This is a genomic window from Pseudomonas sp. 2, from assembly GCF_056627435.1.
The window spans coordinates 25,331-43,647 of the sequence record NZ_JBWXNG010000006.1 but is presented as its reverse complement, the minus strand read 5'-3'; the positions used below and the strand labels follow the sequence as shown (position 1 = coordinate 43,647).

The following is an 18,317-nucleotide window of genomic DNA, read 5'->3' as shown; positions in this document are numbered from 1 at the left end:
GAAAGTACATGCGTCTGCTTCACTCGCTCACCCTGCTGCTGGTGCTGATTGCCCCTGCGGCATTCGCCGATGGCACTTATCAGGTGGAGCTGATCCTGTTCCGCCAGCACGGCGAACCGGCCGCCACCAATCAGGCGGCCCCCGAAGACTGGGCGCAAGGCGCGCAAACGCTGGGTGCCGACAACCAGACCTCGACCGCGCTGGACGCGCTGGTCGACAAATTGCAGAACAGCGACGGCTACAAGGTGCTGCTGCATCGCGCCTGGCAGCAGCCGCTCAGCGCCACGCCGAGCAAGGTCGCGATCAGCAGCGGCCAGGAGCAGTTCGGCCACTTTCCTATCGAAGGGACGGTGAGTCTGGGCCTGGCGCGCTTTACTGATATCGATGCCAACTTCTGGGTCAACCAGCTGGACGATCATGGCGTGCTGGTCACCAGCGAACGCATGCGTCAGGCGACCCGGGTCAGGAACGGCGAATTGACCTACATGGACAACGGAAGCCTGGCCATGCTGATCAAGGTTTCTCCTCTTCAAGCACCGCGTTGACGTAGGGCAAGACGTGTCATCCCCATTGGAAAAAGCCCTGGCCCTGCCATGGGCACCGCTATTCAAGGCACAGAGCGTGGAACGCGGGCAGGACTATGCCCGGCAGAAACGCGTGATGCTCGAACACCTGAGCGGTGACGCGGTGCGCACCGTCTGCCGGGGCTCGGGCCTGGAAATCTATACGCAAACCCTGCAATTCAAGGACCCCGAGCACACCCGCAACTTCGTGGTCGGCAAGTGCACCTGCCCGGTCCGAAACAACTGCAAACATTGTGCGGCGGCGCTGTTCTACCTGCAGGACCCGGAAAACAAGTCCGGCATTCTGGCCGCCATCGCCCGCGACAGTGCCCCTCGTCAGCCCAAGCCTGAAGACCGCCCCGCCCTGCCGGAGCGCGTCATCGACGACCTGCAGCCGGTGCCGCGCCTGATCCTCGCCAGTTTCGAGTTCAGCGCCTACGAACCGCGCAACGGCAAGATGCAGCGGCACATCCAGCACCGCGCGGCCCTGGCCTTCCGCTACGGCGAGTTCTACACCTCAGGCGTCCCGGCGCCCGGCCGCTCCAGTGACATCGTGCGGCATCTGGCCGAGGAAACCCTGCGCCTGCGCCGACAGCTGGATAAGGAAAACCCGTACCGCAAACAGCTGCAGGAAATCGGTTTTCGCATCGCCACCCGCCAGAGCAAGGCCTTGCCCGACAGCGCCGGAGAAATGTACGAGCTGCCCAACGACAAGGCCTGGCTGAGTTTCATGCTCGACCAGCTGCCCACCCTGCGCGCGCAAGGCTGGGAAGTCGAGATGATCGAAGATTTCGGCTTCGACGTGACGCCGGTCGAGGACTGGTATGCGGTGGTCGATGAGGAGCCGGAGCACGACTGGTTCGACCTGGAACTGGGGATCATCGTCAACGGCGAACGGCTGAGCCTGCTGCCGATCCTGATCAACCTGCTGCGCACCCATCCCGAACTGATGACCGCCAGCGGCATCGCCAAACGCCGCGACGACGAGCAACTGCTGGTGCAACTGAACCACTTCACCCAGCGCGGCGGCGGGCCGATTCAGGTCGCCCTGCCCTACGGCCGGCTGAAGAACGTGCTGGCGACCCTCGGCGATTTCTACTGGCGCGAGGAAGGCAACGACGCGATTCGCCTGAACACCGCCGACGCCACGCGCCTCAAGCAGCTCGATGACCTGCCGCTGGTGTGGCAGGGCGGCGATCGCCTGCGCCAGTTCTCCGAGCGGCTGGTCAATATCAAGGACGCCCGGGTTGAAGTACCTGAAGGCCTCAATGCCACGCTGCGGCCGTATCAACTCGAAGGCCTGAGCTGGATGCAGGCGCTGCGCGAGCTGGAAGTCGGCGGCGTGCTGGCCGACGACATGGGCCTGGGCAAGACCCTGCAGACCCTCGCCCACTTGCTGGCGGAAAAACAGGCCGGACGCTTGGATCGCCCAGCGCTGGCGGTGATGCCCACCAGCCTGATCCCCAACTGGCTCGACGAGGCCCGGCACTTCACGCCGCAGCTCAAGGTGCTGGCGCTGTACGGCGCCAACCGCCATCAGGAATACGAGAGCCTTGAGGATTACGACCTGATCCTCACCACTTACGCCCTGCTGCCGCGGGACGTCGAGCGGCTGAGCAAGCAACTGCTGCATGTGCTGGTGCTCGATGAAGCGCAGTACATCAAGAACCCGGGCAGCAAGGCCGCCCAGGCCGCGCGCCAGCTCAACGCGCGGCAGCGCCTTTGCCTGTCCGGCACCCCACTGGAAAACCACTTGGGCGAGCTGTGGTCGCTGTTCCACTTCCTGATGCCCGGCTGGCTGGGCGACGCCAAGCAGTTCAATAGCAACTACCGCACACCGATCGAAAAAGCCGGCAACGAGGCACGGCTGGAGCACCTGAACGCGCGGATCAAGCCGTTCCTGCTGCGCCGCACCAAGGAAGAAGTCGCCACCGAACTGCCGCCCAAGACCGAGATCGTGCACTGGGTCGAACTCAACGACGCCCAGCGCGACGTGTACGAAACCATGCGTCTGGCGATGGACAAGAAAGTGCGCGAAGAGATCACTCGCAAGGGCGTGGCGCGCAGCCAGATCATCATTCTGGAAGCCTTGCTCAAACTGCGGCAGGTCTGCTGCGACTTGCGCCTGGTCAACAGCGTGCCGGCGAACGCTCGCCATTCGAGCTCGGCCAAGCTGCAAAGTCTGATGGAAATGCTGGAAGAATTGCTGGCGGAAAATCGAAAGATTCTGCTGTTTTCGCAGTTCACCTCGATGCTTGAGCTGATTCAGGCAGAGCTCGAGCAACGCGGCGTCGAGTACGCGCTGCTGACCGGCCGTACCAAGGACCGTCGCACCCCGGTGCAGGAATTCCAGAGCGGCAAGCGCTCGATCTTCCTGATCAGCCTCAAGGCCGGCGGCACGGGCCTGAACCTCACCGCCGCCGACACCGTGATCCACTACGACCCGTGGTGGAACCCGGCCGCGGAAAACCAGGCCACCGACCGCGCGTACCGCATCGGCCAGGAGAAGCCGGTGTTCGTCTACAAGCTGATTGCCAAGGGCACGGTGGAAGAGAAGATCCAGCATCTGCAGCAGGAGAAATCGGCGCTGGCCGCCGGCGTGCTCGACGGGCGGGTCAGCGGCGACTGGAAATTGCAGGACGAAGACATCGAAGCGCTGTTCGCACCGCTGCCGGCGCAGCCGAAGAAGGGTAAGCGTTAGAGCCGGACACGATCCATTGTGGGAGCCGGCTTCGGCCAGAAACAGATCGTGATCACCCCGCGAGCGCCGCCTCCTCGGCCCACTGCACGTAACACACCACCACCGGCATGCCATGTTCGGCGCAGAAATCGATCCAGCGCAGCTGGTTGTCCTGCAAGCGATCCCCCGGCCCCTTGACCTCGATCATCCGGTAGCGGCGCTGCTCGGGGTAGAACTGGATCAGGTCGGGCATGCCGGTGCGGTTGGCCTTGATGTCCTGCAACAGACGGCGGAACCAGCGCTCCAGGTGCTGCGCAGGCAGGCAATGCAGGGCCGTTTCCAGCAGCTGCGGCGTCAGCGCACCCCAGAACACGAACGGCGATTGCAGGCCGAACTTGTCCAGATAATGCTGGCGGATGATCGCCTGATAGCGGCCGTCGGCAAGCGCTGCAAGGGAGGCATCGAACAGCTCGGCGCGGCGCTGGTAGAAGTCCGGGCTATACAGATCGCTCGGCGCACTGTGAAACGGATGGAAGAACGCCCCCGGCAACGGCGCGAAAATCGCAGGCCAGCACAACAGCCCGAACAGCGAGTTGATCAGCGCGTTCTCGACGTAATGCACCTCGCTGCCCGCCTCGCTCAGGTGCAACTGGATCAATTGCTCCACGCTGTACTCGGGCAGCGGCACCACGCTCAGATCCAGCCGCGTGACAGCCCGCGCGGCCTTGCGTCTGGCACTGCCCTGCCCCAGCTTGCGCTGCAGCCGCGGGGCGATGCGCAGCAGGTGCTGGGTTTCTTCATCGTTCTCGGGCGCGCTTTGGGCGATCTGCAACAGCGCCATGGCTTCGACGAACTGCTCGCTGCGTTCGAGCACCCGCACCCGACGCACCCGCGCCCCCGGATAACTGGACTGCTCATACACATTCAGCGCCAGCGGCCAGTCCTGCTCGCGCTCGGCCTGATAACCGATCTGGAACAACAGCTTGGCCCGGCGCATGGCCAGCCACGGATTGTCGGTGGCAATGCTCAGCGCCTGCGTGGCCAGCGCTTGCAACTCGACACCTTCATCCAGGGCCTGGCGGCAGTTGTGCAGATGCAGGCAGGTGTCGATGTCCGCGCGTTGGCTGATGCCCCGCGACTCGACAGAAAACTCGACCTTTTCGTAGCGATAAATGCCCAGATCCGCCAGCACGAACTCCGACCATTCCTGATAGAGATTGCCGAAGTACAACAGCCGCAAACGATCGCACAGCGGCATGACCTGCAGATCGAAAATCACCTCATCCAGATCGGCGAACCACGCCGCCAGCGGTTGCGCCTCTTCGTATTCGAGCAGCAGCCGCTCCAGCAGAGCGGCCTTGTTTTCCGTGCGCCGCACGCCATGGGCCTTGAAGCACTGGGCCAATTCATCCTTGCGCAACAGGGCGAACAGCGCAGGCAGATCCAGATGCGGCTGGCCATCGACCCAGCCGAATTCAAGCAACGGCTGGGCCGCCAACCGGGCGTCACCGATTTCCGCGTAATCGAGCTTGCTGGCACGAAACAGCGTCCCCTTGCGCATGACCATCCGCACCAGCAGCGCCTGGGCAGGCTGTGGCAGGCAGGCGAAGTCGGCGATGAAGCCGCGCTCTGCGTCATCGAGCAGATCGTCGTAGCGCTGGCCAATCCAGTTCAGGACCTGACGGAAGTTCTCCAGGTAATAGAAGGGATTGTCGAGGGGGGATTCGCTCACAATTGGATCACGTAACAGCTGGCTGAAAGAAATCAGAATACTGGTTATTCGTACAGATACCAGCGCTTTTTTCCGCCATTGGTCGGCCGCTGTTTCACACCAGACGCAGTCCGCTCATGCCGCACATGATGGCAGCCGAGATGCCGGCGCTGAGGGTCGCTGCGGCCCACCAGGCTCTGTTGGCCGCAGCCCTGCTCAGCCCGTGAGCCAACATGACGACTCGCATTCCAGAGGCCAGATGAGCGAGGACCAGAAACACACCCAGCGCGTAATGCGGCACCAGGCGAATGTTCCACGGGTCATGAATCAGCCCGGTGGGCGCGCCCGTCGCGAACGCCCAGTCAGTGGGGATGTGCAGAAATGTGCGGGCGAAGATAAAAACCGAGTTCATGTGCCCGAGAATAAAGAACGACATGAAAACGCCGGAGGCAATCTGAAACAGGCGATAGCGATCCACCGACGCTTCATTCCAGCTCCACGCCAGACGCAGGCCCGTGGCTATCTGAAACAACATGACCGCCACCAGCAGCGGCTCGATCGCCGCCGCGCGATAGGCCTTGCGCCCGATCTCCATGACGGCGGCATGGGCGTCGGGGCTGACCAGCCCGAACAAGTGATTGAACAGGTGAAACAACACATACAGGGCGGCAATCGAACCACTGATCCCGTGCGCCACGCGCAAGCGCGCCCCCGGCATCGTCGCAAGCACAGTGATCGAAGCTGATGCGCGAGAGGCCCGGTAACCCAGCAGCAACCACGCTGGCGTCCAGATCCAGGTGTCCGGAATCGTGCTCCCGGCCATGTAGGTGAGCACGCCGAAAAACACATAAACGGTAGGTGCCGTGACGGTCAGCAAGGCGAAACGACGGCTGCGAGCTTCGGCCGATGACAGGGACGCCGATCGCTGCGCGCGGAAGGCCATCTGCAAGTTGACGAGCGGCACGGCAAAGGCCGCCAATAACAACAATGCCGCCAGCAGACTGGCCCAGACCGACAGTCGTGCATCGGACGCGGCAGGGGTAACCGCCCAATGAAAGGCGTCGAGGATCCAGGGATAAATCGCGGCTGTCGCTGCCGTAATCCACACCGTCTCACGTGTCGAGACCGAGCTTGTCGAAGCATTGGCGGTAACGGATACGCCCACTTTTGGCATGTCGAGCATTATTCAAACTCCGGCGATGGGATCAGCGGTCTGTCCCGAAAAGTGCGCTCACGTTAGGGCAGTTATGGCTTAGGATACAGAGCCAAAAATGATCAAAACGACTAGGACATCCATGCAGACTCCGGCTGAAAAAAGCGCCAGTGATCCTGTTTACCGGCAAATCTACTGGCGCTTTCGTCACGGGATCAGTGACGGCAGCCTCAAGCCCGGGGATCGAGTGCCTTCCATGCGTGCACTCGCGGCCGAGTTGAACCTGGCGCGAGGCACCGTCGAAATGGCCTATCAGCTGCTCATCAACGAGGGCTACCTGATCGCCCGCGGCCCCGCCGGAACCGTGGTTTCGCCTTTGCTCAAACCGGCCCGGCCAGGGCACCGGGCCATTTCGCCGATGACATTGCACAAGCCACTGGTGCACTCGGGCGAAAGGCCCTTACCCCTGCAAATGGGCCTGCCGGCGCTGGATGCATTTCCCGGCAAACTGTGGAATCGACTCGCCGGTCAGACCTTGCGTGATGCCGATATCGACAGCCTGATCTACCCGGACGCCCGGGGCGATTCATCCTTGCGCAACGCCGTGGCAGGCTATCTGGGGGTTTCCCGCGGTATTGCCTGCTCGCCTGAGCAGGTATTTATCGTGGCAGGCTATCGCGCAGGTCTTGATCTGATCTGCCGCAGCCTGTTGCAGCAGGGAGACCGCTGCTGGATCGAAAACCCCGGTTACTTCACCGCCCGGGATTTCTTTCGCGAGGCGGGCGCAACCCTGATCCCCGTGCCGGTGGATGCCGAAGGCATGGTCATTGAGCACGGCATTGAGCAAGCGCCTGATGCCGGGTTTGCGATCGTCACCCCCGCACACCAGAGTCCGTTGTGCGTGGCGCTGTCGATGCCCCGCCGACAGGCATTGCTGGATTGGGCCAACCGCCGCAAAAGCTGGATAGTCGAGGACGACTACGACAGTGAGTACCGATACCTGGGTCATCCCCTTCCGGCGCTGAAAAGCCTGGATACGCAAGAAAGAGTTCTGTACTGCGGGACCTTCAGCAAGGTGCTGATGCCTGGGCTGAGGCTGTCGTACCTGGTGGTGCCTCAAGCGCTCGTTCCGCACTTCGCTGAAGTGGCTGACAAAATGCACAGCCATTGCCCACGAATCTGGCAGGCCACCACCGCCCGCTTCATCGAGGAGGGGCATTTCGCACGTCACCTGAAAAAAATGCGCGCTCTGTATGCCATTCGGCGGCAGTTACTGGTGGATGCAATGCAGGCCAACCTCAGCCAGTGGCTGTCGATCAGCCCTCAAGTTGGCGGCATGCATCTGCTGGCTCGCCTGCCTCTGGGTGCGGATGACCGGATCATCGCGGCCAGGGCATTAGCCGCCGGCTTGCGGGTCTATGCGTTGAGTGACTGGTTTTTGCCACCATCCATCGAACAGGGATTGCTGATCGGTTTCACCAACGTGACCACCCCGGAACAGGCACTGGCCTTGACCGCGCGTCTGGCGCAGGTGTTTCGGACCCATTACCCAAGCCGTGGCTAGCGTCAGCGGCTGCCACAGCGGGATTTCATGCTGCGGCAATCCGGATGCCGATCAGCACCCGGGCGGAATCAGCCCAATGTCGAGGAGCCGATATCCAGCTTGTCGGAATCGGCGAACTCGTCCAGCCCCAGATCACCCAGGTCCAGTTCCTCCAGCGAACTGGTCTCTTCGTCGGCGTCCGAATCGTTGAGCGGGGACTGATCGCCGCCGAAATGGTGGTTGTCATCGTTCATCCGGTAGCCGACCGGGTGGGTTTTGCCGTGGGTGTGTGGCTGTGCCTGCATCGTGAATGTCTCCTGTGTCGTTAAGCGCAAAACTACGCCAGAAAGCCTGGCGATCAAACCCAGCTGAAAAACGCGCCGCCGTTGTCGCGCAGCATCTGCACCATGGCATGGGCGGCGGGCGACAGATAGCCCTCGCGGCGCAGGATGACGCAGATGGTCCGCGCCATGGTCGTAGCCTGCAACGGCACCTCCCGCAGATATTGCATGTTCTTGCCATATTCCAGGGTTTCCCTGGCGATGAAGCTCAAGAGGTTGGTCTGGGCGATCAAGCGCGGCAGCAATGAAATGGAATTGGCCTCGATCTGCACCACCGGCAGCGGAAGATTGTGGCGGGCGAACGCCTCGTCGACCCAGATCCGCGACGACACGCCCAGGGGCGGCAGCACCCAGCGATAGTGGCACAGATCGCTCATCTGGAACGGCGCATTGAAAATCGGATGGTTGCGGCTGGCGATCACCACGGCTTCATCGGTGAGGATCGGGTAAGCCGTGAACTCGTCTTCGACGCTGCGCTGGGAGCAGATGATCATGTCCAGATGCCCGGAACGCAGCTGTTCGCGCAGCATGTCGTCCTGGCCGATCACCAGTTTCAGGGTGATGTCCGGGGCGCGCTTGAGCAGCGCGTCGGTCAATTCCGGCAGCAGGTATTCGGCCATGGTCGAGGCGCAACCCAGGCGGATTTCACCCACCGCGCCGCTGGCAAAATCCCGCACTTCGCGCTGGGTCTGGGCGATGCTCTGCTGCAGCATCTTGCCCCGCGCCTGCAGCAATTCACCGACGGGCGTCAGCTTGATCCGCCGCCCGTCGCGCTGAAACAGCTTGGTGCCAAAGGACTCTTCCAGGCGCTGGATGCTCTTGGTCAGCGCAGGCTGGCTGCGATTGAGTTTTTCTGCGGCACGGCCCAGATGGCCAAGCTCGGCGATGGTTTCGAAATAGGTCAGGTCCCGCAGGTCCATATATAAACCAGAGTTATCAATTCATGATTATTAGAAAATAGACTTGATCGATTGAACTGTCGATACTTCCCGGCATTGGACGAACTCCCATCAGGAAAAGCCAATGCACTGGAGATCCTCGTTGTCGCGCCCCGCCTCGTTTTCCCTCGAAACCCTGCATCCGTTGTTGCAATGGTCGCTGCTGATTCTGCTGGCTGGCAGTGCCGGTCAAGCCTTCAAGTATTTCAACGTTCCTGCTGCCCTGTTCCTTGGCCCGATGCTGGTGGCCATCGGCTTTGGCGTGTCGGGCGCGACGATCCGCCTGAACAAGCAGGTGTTTCGCCTCGGCCAAGGCACCGTGGGGGTGTTGGTGGCGCACTCGATGACCATGGGCGTGCTGATCACCGCCATGCAGTCCTGGCATGTGATGGTGTTCGCGACGATCCTGACCATCGCCTTGAGCGCGGTGGTGGGCATTGGCCTGGCGCGCTGGGGCGGCATTCACAGCAGCACCGCAGCCTGGGGCACTTCTCCGGGAGCAGCGTCGGCGATGGTGGCGATGTCCGAGGACTACGGCGCCGACTCGCGGGTGGTCGCCACCATGCAGTACGTGCGGGTGGTGTGCGTGGTGATGATCGGCGCGTTGGTCAGCCGGGTGATCGGCGTTGAAGGCGGCGGCACCGACGCCCACAGCAACGATGCGCTGATGCATGGCGTCAACCTGATGAATCTGGGCTTGAGCCTGCTGGTGATCGTGGTCGGCGTGACCCTGGGCGGCAAACTGCCCGCCGGTGCCTTGCTGGTGCCGCTGCTGCTCGGCGGCGCGCTGCAACTGAGCGGCCTGTTGCAGATCACCATGCCGGCCTGGTTGCTGGCGATCGCCTACGGCGCCATCGGCAGTTACATCGGGCTGCGTTTTGACCGCGCGACCATCCGCTACGTGTGGCGGCGCCTGCCGGCGATGATCATGGGCTCGCTGCTGCTGATCGTGCTCTGCGCGATTTCCGCCTGGGTCATCGCCGAGATGATGGGCAAGGATTTTCTCTCGGTGTACCTGGCCACCAGCCCCGGCGGCCTGGACGCCATGGCGATCATCGCCATCGACACCCACTCCGACGTCGGCTTCGTGCTGGCCATGCAAACCCTGCGCCTGTTCGGCGTGATCGTCACCGGCGCCTACATCGCACGGCAGGTGATTCGGGTGACGCAGCGGTTGGCGTGATCGGCCGGCCGGAATTCGGAACACCGAACGTGTAGCGCATCCCCCCTGTAGGAGCGAATTCATTCGCGAAAAATCGGACAGACGAAACACATGCAGCGCCTGTCCCGGCCAATCGCGAATGAATTCGCTCCTACAGGGATCCGCGTTCATCCCTCCGTCAACAACTCAATCCAGATGGGCAAGCGCCGTCGCCAGGCTCCGCGCCAGCGGCAACACCGGCAACAACGTCGCCTGATACGCGTGATACAGGTCCGGCTTACCCGGCCAGATATCGGCGCTCGGCTGGTTTTGCGGGTTGAGCTCGTGGCGCCAGCTGCCATGTTCACGGTCGATGAACAGCGGCTCGATGAACTCCCAGAACGTGCGATACCAGACCTCGTACTGCGCCTCGCCGGTGCGTTGCAACAGCGCCGCCGATGCCGCTGCTGCTTCGGCGTGGGTCCAGTGCAGGCGATGACGCACCACCGGGCGGTTTTCCCAATCCAGGGTGTAGACGATCCCCGGCGCCCCATCGACGTTCCAGCCATAACGACAGGCGTTTTCGAACAGGCCGCGCGCGTCCGCGAGCAACCAGGACGGCGTCGGCATCTGCGCTTTCTGCCGGGCCGCTTCAAGGTGCAGCACCAGCCGCGCCCACTCGAACGCATGGCCCGGCGTGGTGCCGAACGGCCGGAACTCATCGCCCGGGCGGTCCGCGTTGTAATCGAGCAGCGGCTGCCAGTCGTGGCTGAAATGCTCGATCACTTGATGATCGTTGCCCGCCGCATGTTGGTGAATGACCCGCTCAACGATGCGCAGCGCACGGTCCAGCCAACGCCCGTCGCCAGTGACATCGGCGAGGGCAAGGAAGGTTTCGGTGCTGTGCATGTTGCTGTTGGCGCCGCGATACTGCTCTTCCTGGCTCCAGTCACGGGCGAAGGACTCACGCACCGTGCCCTCCTCCTCGCTCCAGAAATGCTTGCTGATGATCTGGATCGCGTCCTCCAGCAGCGCCTGGGCGCCCGGGCGTTGCGCGACCGCCGCCGAACTGGCCGCCAAGGCAACGAAGGCGTGCAGATACGCAGCCTTGCCAGTGTTGGAGGTATGCGCCAGTGGCCGGTCGAACCAGCCGCCGTGTTCGGCGTCACGCAGAGGGCCGACCAATGCGGCAACGCCGTGATCGACCAGTTCAGCGAAACCGGGGATGCCACTGATGTGGGCCATGGCGAAGCTGTGGGTCATACGCGCGGTGATCAGTGTTTCGGCGACCGCGTGGTCCGGCAACCGGCCGAAATCGTCCAGCGCACCGAAGCCTTCGGGCAGCTTCGAGGCCTTGGCAAAGCCCAGCAAGCGCATGCCCTCTTGAGCCAGCCAGCCCTTGTGCAGGGGGGAACGCAGCCAGCTGCCGAAACCGTGATTCACATCATCCATTGCCTTTCACCTTGCGTGTCGGCGGGTGCGGCCCGCCAGGAATTATTGGTCGGGGAGAATGATGCTAGCGGGGGAAGTTACAGGCAAGTGGCGCTGATGAAACGTTGCAGCTACTTGAAAAGCGGTCCGTAGCAGCCGGGCTTGCCCGCGGGAGCGATCTTGAAACCGCCCCCGCCGGCAAGCCGTGCTGCTACGGGTGATCTGTCGTCGAACTACACCCGAAACCGCGCCACCACCTGATTCAACTCCCCCGCCAGACGCGATAGCTCGTTGCTCGACGCACTGATCTGGTTCGCCCCGGAAGACGACTGCAACGACAGGTCGCGAATGTTGACGATGTTGCGATCCACTTCCCGCGCCACCTGCGCCTGCTCTTCGGCGGCGCTGGCGATCACCAGGTTGCGCTCGGAAATCTGGTTGATCGACGAGGTGATCCGGGTCAGCGACTCGCCCGCGCCCTGGGCCAGCTCCAGCGTGCTGGAGGCCTGGGTGCGGCTGACCAGCATCGATTCCAGCGCCTGGCTGGAACCGCTGCGCATGGTCGAGACCATCTTGTCGATTTCCAGCGTCGACTGCTGGGTACGATGGGCCAGGGCGCGCACCTCGTCGGCGACCACGGCAAAGCCGCGCCCCGACTCACCCGCCCGCGCCGCCTCGATGGCCGCGTTGAGCGCCAGCAGGTTGGTCTGCTCGGCGATCGAGCGGATCACGTCCAGCACCTTGCCGATGTCCTGGGATTGATCGGCCAGATTCTGCACCAGTACCGAAGTCTGCTGCACGTTGGTGGAGAGGTTCTGGATCGAGGTGACGGTCTGGATCACCCGGCTCTGGCCATCCTGCGCCGCCTCGTTGGACTCGCTGGAGGCCTGGGAAGTCGACACTGCATTGCGCGCCACTTCTTCCACCGCCGAGGTCATCTCGTTGACCGCCGTGGCCGCTTGTTCGATTTCAGCGTTCTGCTGGTGCAGGCCACGATGGCTGTCCTCGGTCACCGAGTTCAGCTCCGTAGCCGCCGACGCCAGCTGGCTCGCCGAACTGCCGATCAGGCTCAGGGTGCTGCGCAGGTTGTTCTGCATCTGCTGCAGGGCGCTCAGCAGGCGGGTGACTTCGTCCTTGCCTTCGACGCGGATGTCGTGGGTCAGATCGCCCTTGGCGACGAATTCGGCAGCGCTGACCGCGTCCTCCAGCGGCAGGATGATGCTGCGGGTCAGCCACAGCGCCAGTACCACGGTGGACAAAGCTGCGATCAGCACGAACACCAGCACCACGTTGCGCGACTGACCATACTGGGCCTGCGCGGCCGTGCCTTCCAGCTCGATCTGGCGGGTGTAGAAATCCGCCAGATCGCCCAATTGCGTGCCGGAGTTGTCGACCGCGGTCTTCATGTCCACCAGCAACAAGGTGTTGAGCGCCTTCAGGTCACCGCTCTGGGCCAGCACGAACGACTGGCTCAGCCCGCGCTGGTAATCGCCCAGCGTGGCGCGGAACTTGTCGTACAAGGTCTTTTCTTCAGGCGTGTCGATGAACGCATCCAGGGCGGTCAGTTTTTCGCTCAGCACCTTGGAGCGCACGTCCATCTGGCCCTTGTAGACGCTGACGTTTTTAGGGTCGGTGTCCAGCGCCATGCGCAGCGAGATCGTGCGAATGCGCAGCATGGCTTCGCGAATGTCGTTGACCAGACGCATGCTCGGCACCCAATTGCTTTCCACCGCCACCTCACTCTGGCGGATGGTGGACATCTGGCTCAGGGCAAACCAGCCAAGCAACGCGACAAGCAGGGAAATCAGGGTGAATCCAAGGCCCGCGCGGCGGGCGATGGTCAAATTGCGTAGGTTCATGACCGTAGGCTCGTTGTTTTTGGGGGCAGTCGTAACAAATAATGTCATCGTACGACTCACGGATATCGACGCCGTCGGTCGCTTCTTGAGTGCCCGGCAGATGAATAAAGCGAACGCCCGTTCGACGAAACATCGAACCTGCGGGCGCAGAGCGGTCTAGACCTAAGAGTCAGCCCCTTTGATTGGAACGGGAGAACAGACCATGCACCTGGAAGGTTCCTGCCATTGCGGCGCGGTGGAATTCAGCCTGACCTGCGCCCACCCCTACCCTTATCAGCGCTGCTACTGCTCGATCTGCCGCAAGACCCAGGGCGGCGGTGGCTACTCGATCAACCTGGGTGGTGAGGCGAAAAGCCTAAAGGTCAAGGGCAAGAGCAGCATCGCCATCTATCACGCCAAGATGCGCGACGACGAACAGCACCTGTTGGGCACCAGCAGCGCCGAGAGGCACTTCTGCAAACACTGCGGCAGCGGCCTGTGGCTGTTCAGCCCGGAGTGGCCGGAGCTGATCCACCCGTTCGCCAGCGCCATCGACACCCCGCTGCCGACCCCGCCAGAACACACGCACCTGCTGCTCGACTCCAAGGCCTCGTGGGTCGAAGTGCAGACCGGCCCGAATGATCTGGAGTTCGAGCAGTATCCAGAAGAGTCGATCGCCCAGTGGCATGAGCGGCTGGGGCTGGTGCGCTGAGGCAGATTCTGTGAACCTCTGCGCGGGCCCCCGACTCCCAGAAGAAAGCCTGGGAGGAAAGTGTCATGCCTATGCATCGAGTCGCCAGCCTGGGCGATCTTCGCCGAGATCGCGGCCTTCAGGTTGAAGTTGGCGCAACGCAGGTCGTGCTGGTACGGCATGCCGACGAGGTCCGCGCCTATCAGGCTGAATGTCCCCATGCCGGTGCGCCGCTGGCGGATGGCGCGGTGTGCAACGGCCATCTGATCTGCCCGTGGCACAAGGCCGAATTCGCCATCGAGGATGGCAGCCTCTGCGAGCCACCCGCCCTCGACGCGCTGCTGCGCTACCCGGTGCAGGTCATCGAAGATCAGATCCATGTCGACGAACGCGCCATGACTGCGACGGTGCGGGAGCGGCCCTTCGACAATCGCTGTTTCGTCATCATCGGCGCCGGTGCCGCCGGAACCGCTGCGGCCTGCGCCTTGCGCGAAAAAGGCTTCAACGGCCAGTTGCTATTGGTCGATCGTGAACGGCATCCGGCCTACGACCGGACCGTGCTGAGCAAATTCGTGCTCTCCGCCGAAATGCCTCTCGAGCAGACCCCGGCGCTACGGGAAGAACGCTTCTACGACGACAACCATATCGAGCGCATCCACGGCGAGGTGATGAAGCTCGACGTGATCAACCGGCGCCTGATCCTGGCCGATGGCCGCCGTTTCGATTACGACGCGGCACTGATCGCCAGCGGCGGCGAACCTCGCGCCCTGCCGCTGATTGGCGCTGACCTTGCGCAAGTGCTGACCCTGCGCAGCCGCGACGATGCAAAGAAGATCCTCGCCGCTGCCCAGCCTGGCAGCCGTGCGTTGATCGTCGGCGACAGTTTCATCGGTCTGGAAGCGGCCTCGGCGCTGCGCCGGCACAAGGTTGAAGTGACGGTGATCGCTCGCCATGAAATCCCTTTCGTCGCGCAGTTGGGCGAGCGCATCGGTAAGGCCATTCGCGCGCTGCACGAAGCCAATGGCGTGCTGTTTCGCACCCACGTCGAGGTGAGCCGTTTCGAAGGTGAAATGCACAAAGGCAGGAAACGCCTGAAAACCGCCATTCTGAACAACGGTGAAAAGCTGCCGGTGGACCTGGCCTTGATCGGCATTGGCGTCAGCCCCGCCACCCATTTCATCGACGGCATTCAGCTGGCCGAGGACAACTCACTGGCGGTGGACAGCGGCATGCAGGCGGCCCGGGATGTCTGGGCGGTGGGCGACATCGCGACCTTTCCCATGAACGGCAGCGCCCAACGCATTGAGCACTGGCGCCTGGCCCAGCAACAGGCGCGCATCGCCGCCGGCAACATGCTCGGCGGCGACCTGCATTACCACGACGTGCCGTATTTCTGGACCTACCACTTCGACAAGCGCCTGGACTGCCTGGGCCATGCCGAGCACTGGGACGATGCGGTGTATCTGGGCGAGCCGGAAGACTTCGACTTTCTGGCGCTGCTGTGCCAGCAAGGCAGGGTCGCGGCGGTGATCGGCTGCGAGCGCGAGCGTGAAGTCGCGCTGCTGGCCGAACGGATGAAACAGCCGTTGTTCAAGGATGAAGCCTTGATGCTGATCCGCCAGCTGGGCGGCGAAACGCGACCTTAGCCGCGGCTCGCCACCTGCTGCCGATTGCAGCGCCGCCCGCACTGGCGCGGCGCCGCAGCCTCGACGGCCTTCTCGACCTTGAGCCACCAGGCCTCGCCACGGCTCGGGTAGTCGATGTAGAACGGCTGGCCCATTTCCGGCGTGGTGATGGAGATGCTGCGATCCCAGGCCAGCGCCAGAATGCGGTCGAAGGGTTCGTGCCAGGCGTGCATCGCCAGATCGAAGGTGCCGTTGTGGATCGGCAGCAGCCATTTGCCGCGCACGTCGATGTGCGCCTGCAGGGTTTCTTCGGGCTGCATGTGCACATCGGGCCATTCGACGTTGTAGGCGCCGGTTTCCATCAGCGTCAGGTCGAACGGGCCGTACTGCTCGCCGATCTGCTTGAAGCCTGCGTGATAGCCGGTGTCGCCGCTGAAGAAGATCCGCTGCTCGCCATCGAGCATCACCCAGGAACACCACAGCGTCTGATTGCCGTCACGCAAGGTGCGCCCGGAGAAATGCTGGGCAGGTGTTGCGACAAAGCGGATGCCGTGGATGTCGGTGGATTGCCACCAGTCCAGTTGCTGCACCTTCTCGGCCGGCACGCCCCACTCGATCAGGGTGTCACCCACGCCCAGCGGCGCGATGAAATGCTCGGCCTTGTCCTTGAGCACGCCGATGGTCATGTGGTCCAGGTGGTCGTAATGGTTGTGCGACAGGATCACCGCCTTGATCGGTGGCAGTTCCTGCAGGCTGATCGGCGGCTGGTGAAAGCGCTGGGGCCCGGCCCACTGAACCGGCGAGGCACGCTCGGCGAACACCGGGTCGGTCAGGAAGTACTGATTGCGCAGTTTGAGCAGCACGGTCGAGTGTCCCAGCCGATACACGGTGTTGTTCGGCGCCGCCAGCAACTGCTGACGCGACAGCGGCTGCACCGGGATTTCCCCCACCGGCCGGGTGTGGCGCGGCTTGTTGAACATGGCGTTCCAGAAGATGCGCAGGGTTTTCAGGAAACCGCCGCGCTGCATCGGCTTGTGATTGAAATAGCGGCCATCCCGGCGGGAGAGGACGGGCAACGAGGAAGCTTTTTCGAGGTTCTTTTCGATCGAGGCCATGATGTGCTGACTCCATGAAACGGGGTGGAGATTTCTGCAACGGCGGACGGGTTGCAGAATGTTGCATTCTTCGGGAAGAAGTAAGCGAGAAGTTGTTACAGGCTTTTACACTACACAGTGTAGTTTCTAGCTTGCACGATCAGCAGGAAGAAGTAAACTGCCCAGTGTAATTTTCTTGTCGGGTGCTTTCCCGACCCTTGCCCACCTCTAGAAGCGATGCCATGACAGCCCCCCAGCGCCTGACCGACCGAAAACGTGAATCCATTGTTCAGGCAGCCATTGCCGAATTTCGCGACAACGGTTTCGAGGTCACCAGCATGGACCGCATCGCGGCACGGGCCGAAGTGTCCAAACGCACGGTGTACAACCACTTTCCGAGCAAGGAAGAACTGTTCGCCGAAATGCTCCAGCGCCTGTGGGCCAGGGCCACGGCGCAACCCGACGACATCTACCGCCCCGGCGTGCCGTTGCGCGAACAACTGCGCGACCTGCTGGACACCAAGATGAAGACCTTAGGTGACAGTAATTTTATCGACCTGGCGCGGATCGCCATTGGCGCGACGATTCACTCCCCCGAACGTGCGCAGAACTGGGTCGCGCGCCTGAACGAGCGCGAAGAAACCTTCACCGTGTGGGTGCGCGGCGCCCAGCGCGACGGCCGCCTCAAGGCCGTCGAGCCGGACTTTGCCGCTTCGCAGATTCACGCGCTGCTCAAGGCGTTCGCCTTCTGGCCCCAGGTCACGCTGAACAAACCGTTGTTGACCCCGCAAGAGCAAGAGTCGGTGGTGGAGTCGGCGCTGGACCTGTTCCTATGCTGGTACGAGATCCCCGCCGACGCAGCGTCCGCTTAAGGGCTGACCGCTTAACGGCTGGCCGCCACCACTCGCTCGACGATCTGCCGACGCAACTCAAGCCCGGCAGCGGCCTTGTCGCTGGCAATCGCCAACACTGAAGCGGGCGCGGTTTCAGGACGGCCGGCATTGAATGGAGGCGCCGGGGCGTATTCGATCTGCAACTGAATGGTCTGCGACTTCTCGGCGTCGAACAGCTCGCTGATCAGGGTCAGGGCGAAATCGATACCCGCCGTGATGCCACCGCCGGTCATCAGGTTGCCGTCGCGCACCACGCGCTCCTTGACCGGGATCGCGCCAAATTTTTCCAGCAACTCATGGGACACCCAGTGCGTGGTGGCGCGCTTGCCTTGCAACAGGCCTGCCGCACCGAGCACCAGCGAGCCCGTGCACACCGACGTGATGTACTGCGCCTGGGCGGCCTGGCGCTTGATGAAACCCAGCGTCTGGGCATCTTCCAGCAAGGCGTTTATACCCACGCCGCCCGGCACGCAGATCACGTCCAGATCCGGGCAGTCGTCGAAGGTTTTAGTCGGTAACAGGGTCAGGCCGGTGCTCGATTGCAGCGGATCGAGGTTTTTCCACACCAGATGCACCGATACGCCGGGCATGGTGGCGAACACGTCGTAGGGGCCGGTCAGGTCCAGTTGCTGGATGTTGGGGAAAACCAGCAGGCCGATGTGCAGGGTCATGGGA

Annotated in this window: 15 protein-coding genes; 7 read left to right on the top strand and 8 right to left on the bottom strand. The window is 62.7% G+C overall.

Annotated elements, in window-relative coordinates; genetic code table 11:
• Positions 1–8 precede the first annotated feature (8 nt).
• Complete coding sequence (locus tag AC1MEK_RS11795; protein ID WP_480396462.1) at positions 9–545, top strand: CsiV family protein; 537 nt, start codon at positions 9–11, stop codon at positions 543–545.
• 13 nt (positions 546–558) lie between these two features.
• Positions 559–3,264 (top strand): DEAD/DEAH box helicase, encoded by a 2,706-nt coding sequence (locus AC1MEK_RS11790; protein ID WP_480396461.1) that lies wholly within the window; start codon positions 559–561, stop codon positions 3,262–3,264.
• A 52-nt stretch (positions 3,265–3,316) separates the two neighbouring features.
• Here the strand turns inward: AC1MEK_RS11790 and AC1MEK_RS11785 are convergent, their stop codons facing one another.
• Positions 3,317–4,975, bottom strand: a complete 1,659-nt coding sequence (locus AC1MEK_RS11785) for a VRR-NUC domain-containing protein (protein ID WP_480396460.1) — start codon at positions 4,973–4,975, stop codon at positions 3,317–3,319.
• A 94-nt stretch (positions 4,976–5,069) separates the two neighbouring features.
• Complete coding sequence (locus AC1MEK_RS11780; protein ID WP_480396459.1) at positions 5,070–6,137, bottom strand: hypothetical protein; 1,068 nt, start codon at positions 6,135–6,137, stop codon at positions 5,070–5,072.
• Between the two features lie 112 nt (positions 6,138–6,249).
• Here AC1MEK_RS11780 and pdxR point away from each other — a divergent pair, with 112 nt between their 5' ends.
• Entirely contained in the window at positions 6,250–7,671 is a 1,422-nt protein-coding gene (gene pdxR / locus AC1MEK_RS11775) for a MocR-like pyridoxine biosynthesis transcription factor PdxR (RefSeq protein ID WP_480396458.1), read from the top strand.
• Positions 7,672–7,739: 68 nt separating this feature from the next.
• Here pdxR and AC1MEK_RS11770 read toward each other — a convergent pair whose 3' ends face one another.
• Positions 7,740–7,955 (bottom strand): hypothetical protein, encoded by a 216-nt coding sequence (locus tag AC1MEK_RS11770; protein ID WP_480396457.1) that lies wholly within the window; start codon positions 7,953–7,955, stop codon positions 7,740–7,742.
• 53 nt (positions 7,956–8,008) lie between these two features.
• Positions 8,009–8,911: a LysR family transcriptional regulator gene (locus tag AC1MEK_RS11765; protein WP_480396456.1), complete on the bottom strand. Its 903-nt coding sequence runs from the start codon at positions 8,909–8,911 to the stop codon at positions 8,009–8,011.
• A 103-nt stretch (positions 8,912–9,014) separates the two neighbouring features.
• Here AC1MEK_RS11765 and AC1MEK_RS11760 point away from each other — a divergent pair, with 103 nt between their 5' ends.
• Positions 9,015–10,112, top strand: a complete 1,098-nt coding sequence (locus tag AC1MEK_RS11760) for an AbrB family transcriptional regulator (RefSeq protein ID WP_480396455.1) — start codon at positions 9,015–9,017, stop codon at positions 10,110–10,112.
• A 165-nt stretch (positions 10,113–10,277) separates the two neighbouring features.
• On the opposite strand, the gene AC1MEK_RS11755 is transcribed toward AC1MEK_RS11760, so the two are convergent.
• Both AC1MEK_RS11755 and AC1MEK_RS11750 read right to left on the bottom strand, forming a co-directional pair.
• Positions 10,278–11,522 carry a D-mannose isomerase gene (locus tag AC1MEK_RS11755; protein ID WP_480396454.1) on the bottom strand — a complete coding sequence of 415 codons (1,245 nt, stop codon included), beginning with the start codon at positions 11,520–11,522 and terminating at the stop codon, positions 10,278–10,280.
• 212 nt (positions 11,523–11,734) lie between these two features.
• On the bottom strand, positions 11,735–13,360 hold the full coding sequence (locus AC1MEK_RS11750) for a methyl-accepting chemotaxis protein (RefSeq protein ID WP_480396453.1): 1,626 nt from the start codon (positions 13,358–13,360) through the stop codon (positions 11,735–11,737).
• 202 nt (positions 13,361–13,562) lie between these two features.
• Between AC1MEK_RS11750 and AC1MEK_RS11745 the strand changes: the two genes are divergently transcribed.
• The gene (locus tag AC1MEK_RS11745) at positions 13,563–14,051 is read left to right on the top strand and encodes a GFA family protein (protein WP_480396452.1); all 489 of its coding nucleotides are present in this window, start codon (positions 13,563–13,565) and stop codon (positions 14,049–14,051) included.
• Between the two features lie 65 nt (positions 14,052–14,116).
• Positions 14,117–15,676, top strand: a complete 1,560-nt coding sequence (locus AC1MEK_RS11740) for an FAD-dependent oxidoreductase (RefSeq protein ID WP_480396451.1) — start codon at positions 14,117–14,119, stop codon at positions 15,674–15,676.
• Here the strand turns inward: AC1MEK_RS11740 and AC1MEK_RS11735 are convergent.
• On the bottom strand, positions 15,673–16,770 hold the full coding sequence (locus AC1MEK_RS11735) for an MBL fold metallo-hydrolase (protein ID WP_480396450.1): 1,098 nt from the start codon (positions 16,768–16,770) through the stop codon (positions 15,673–15,675). The two genes, AC1MEK_RS11740 and AC1MEK_RS11735, sit on opposite strands and share 4 nt — an antisense overlap.
• Positions 16,771–16,991: 221 nt before the next feature.
• On the opposite strand from AC1MEK_RS11735, the gene AC1MEK_RS11730 reads away from it, so the two are divergent.
• Positions 16,992–17,621 carry a TetR/AcrR family transcriptional regulator gene (locus AC1MEK_RS11730; RefSeq protein ID WP_480396449.1) on the top strand — a complete coding sequence of 210 codons (630 nt, stop codon included), beginning with the start codon at positions 16,992–16,994 and terminating at the stop codon, positions 17,619–17,621.
• Positions 17,622–17,632: 11 nt separating this feature from the next.
• Here the strand turns inward: AC1MEK_RS11730 and AC1MEK_RS11725 are convergent, their stop codons facing one another.
• Entirely contained in the window at positions 17,633–18,313 is a 681-nt protein-coding gene (locus AC1MEK_RS11725) for a DJ-1/PfpI family protein (RefSeq protein WP_480396448.1), read from the bottom strand.
• Positions 18,314–18,317 lie beyond the last annotated feature (4 nt).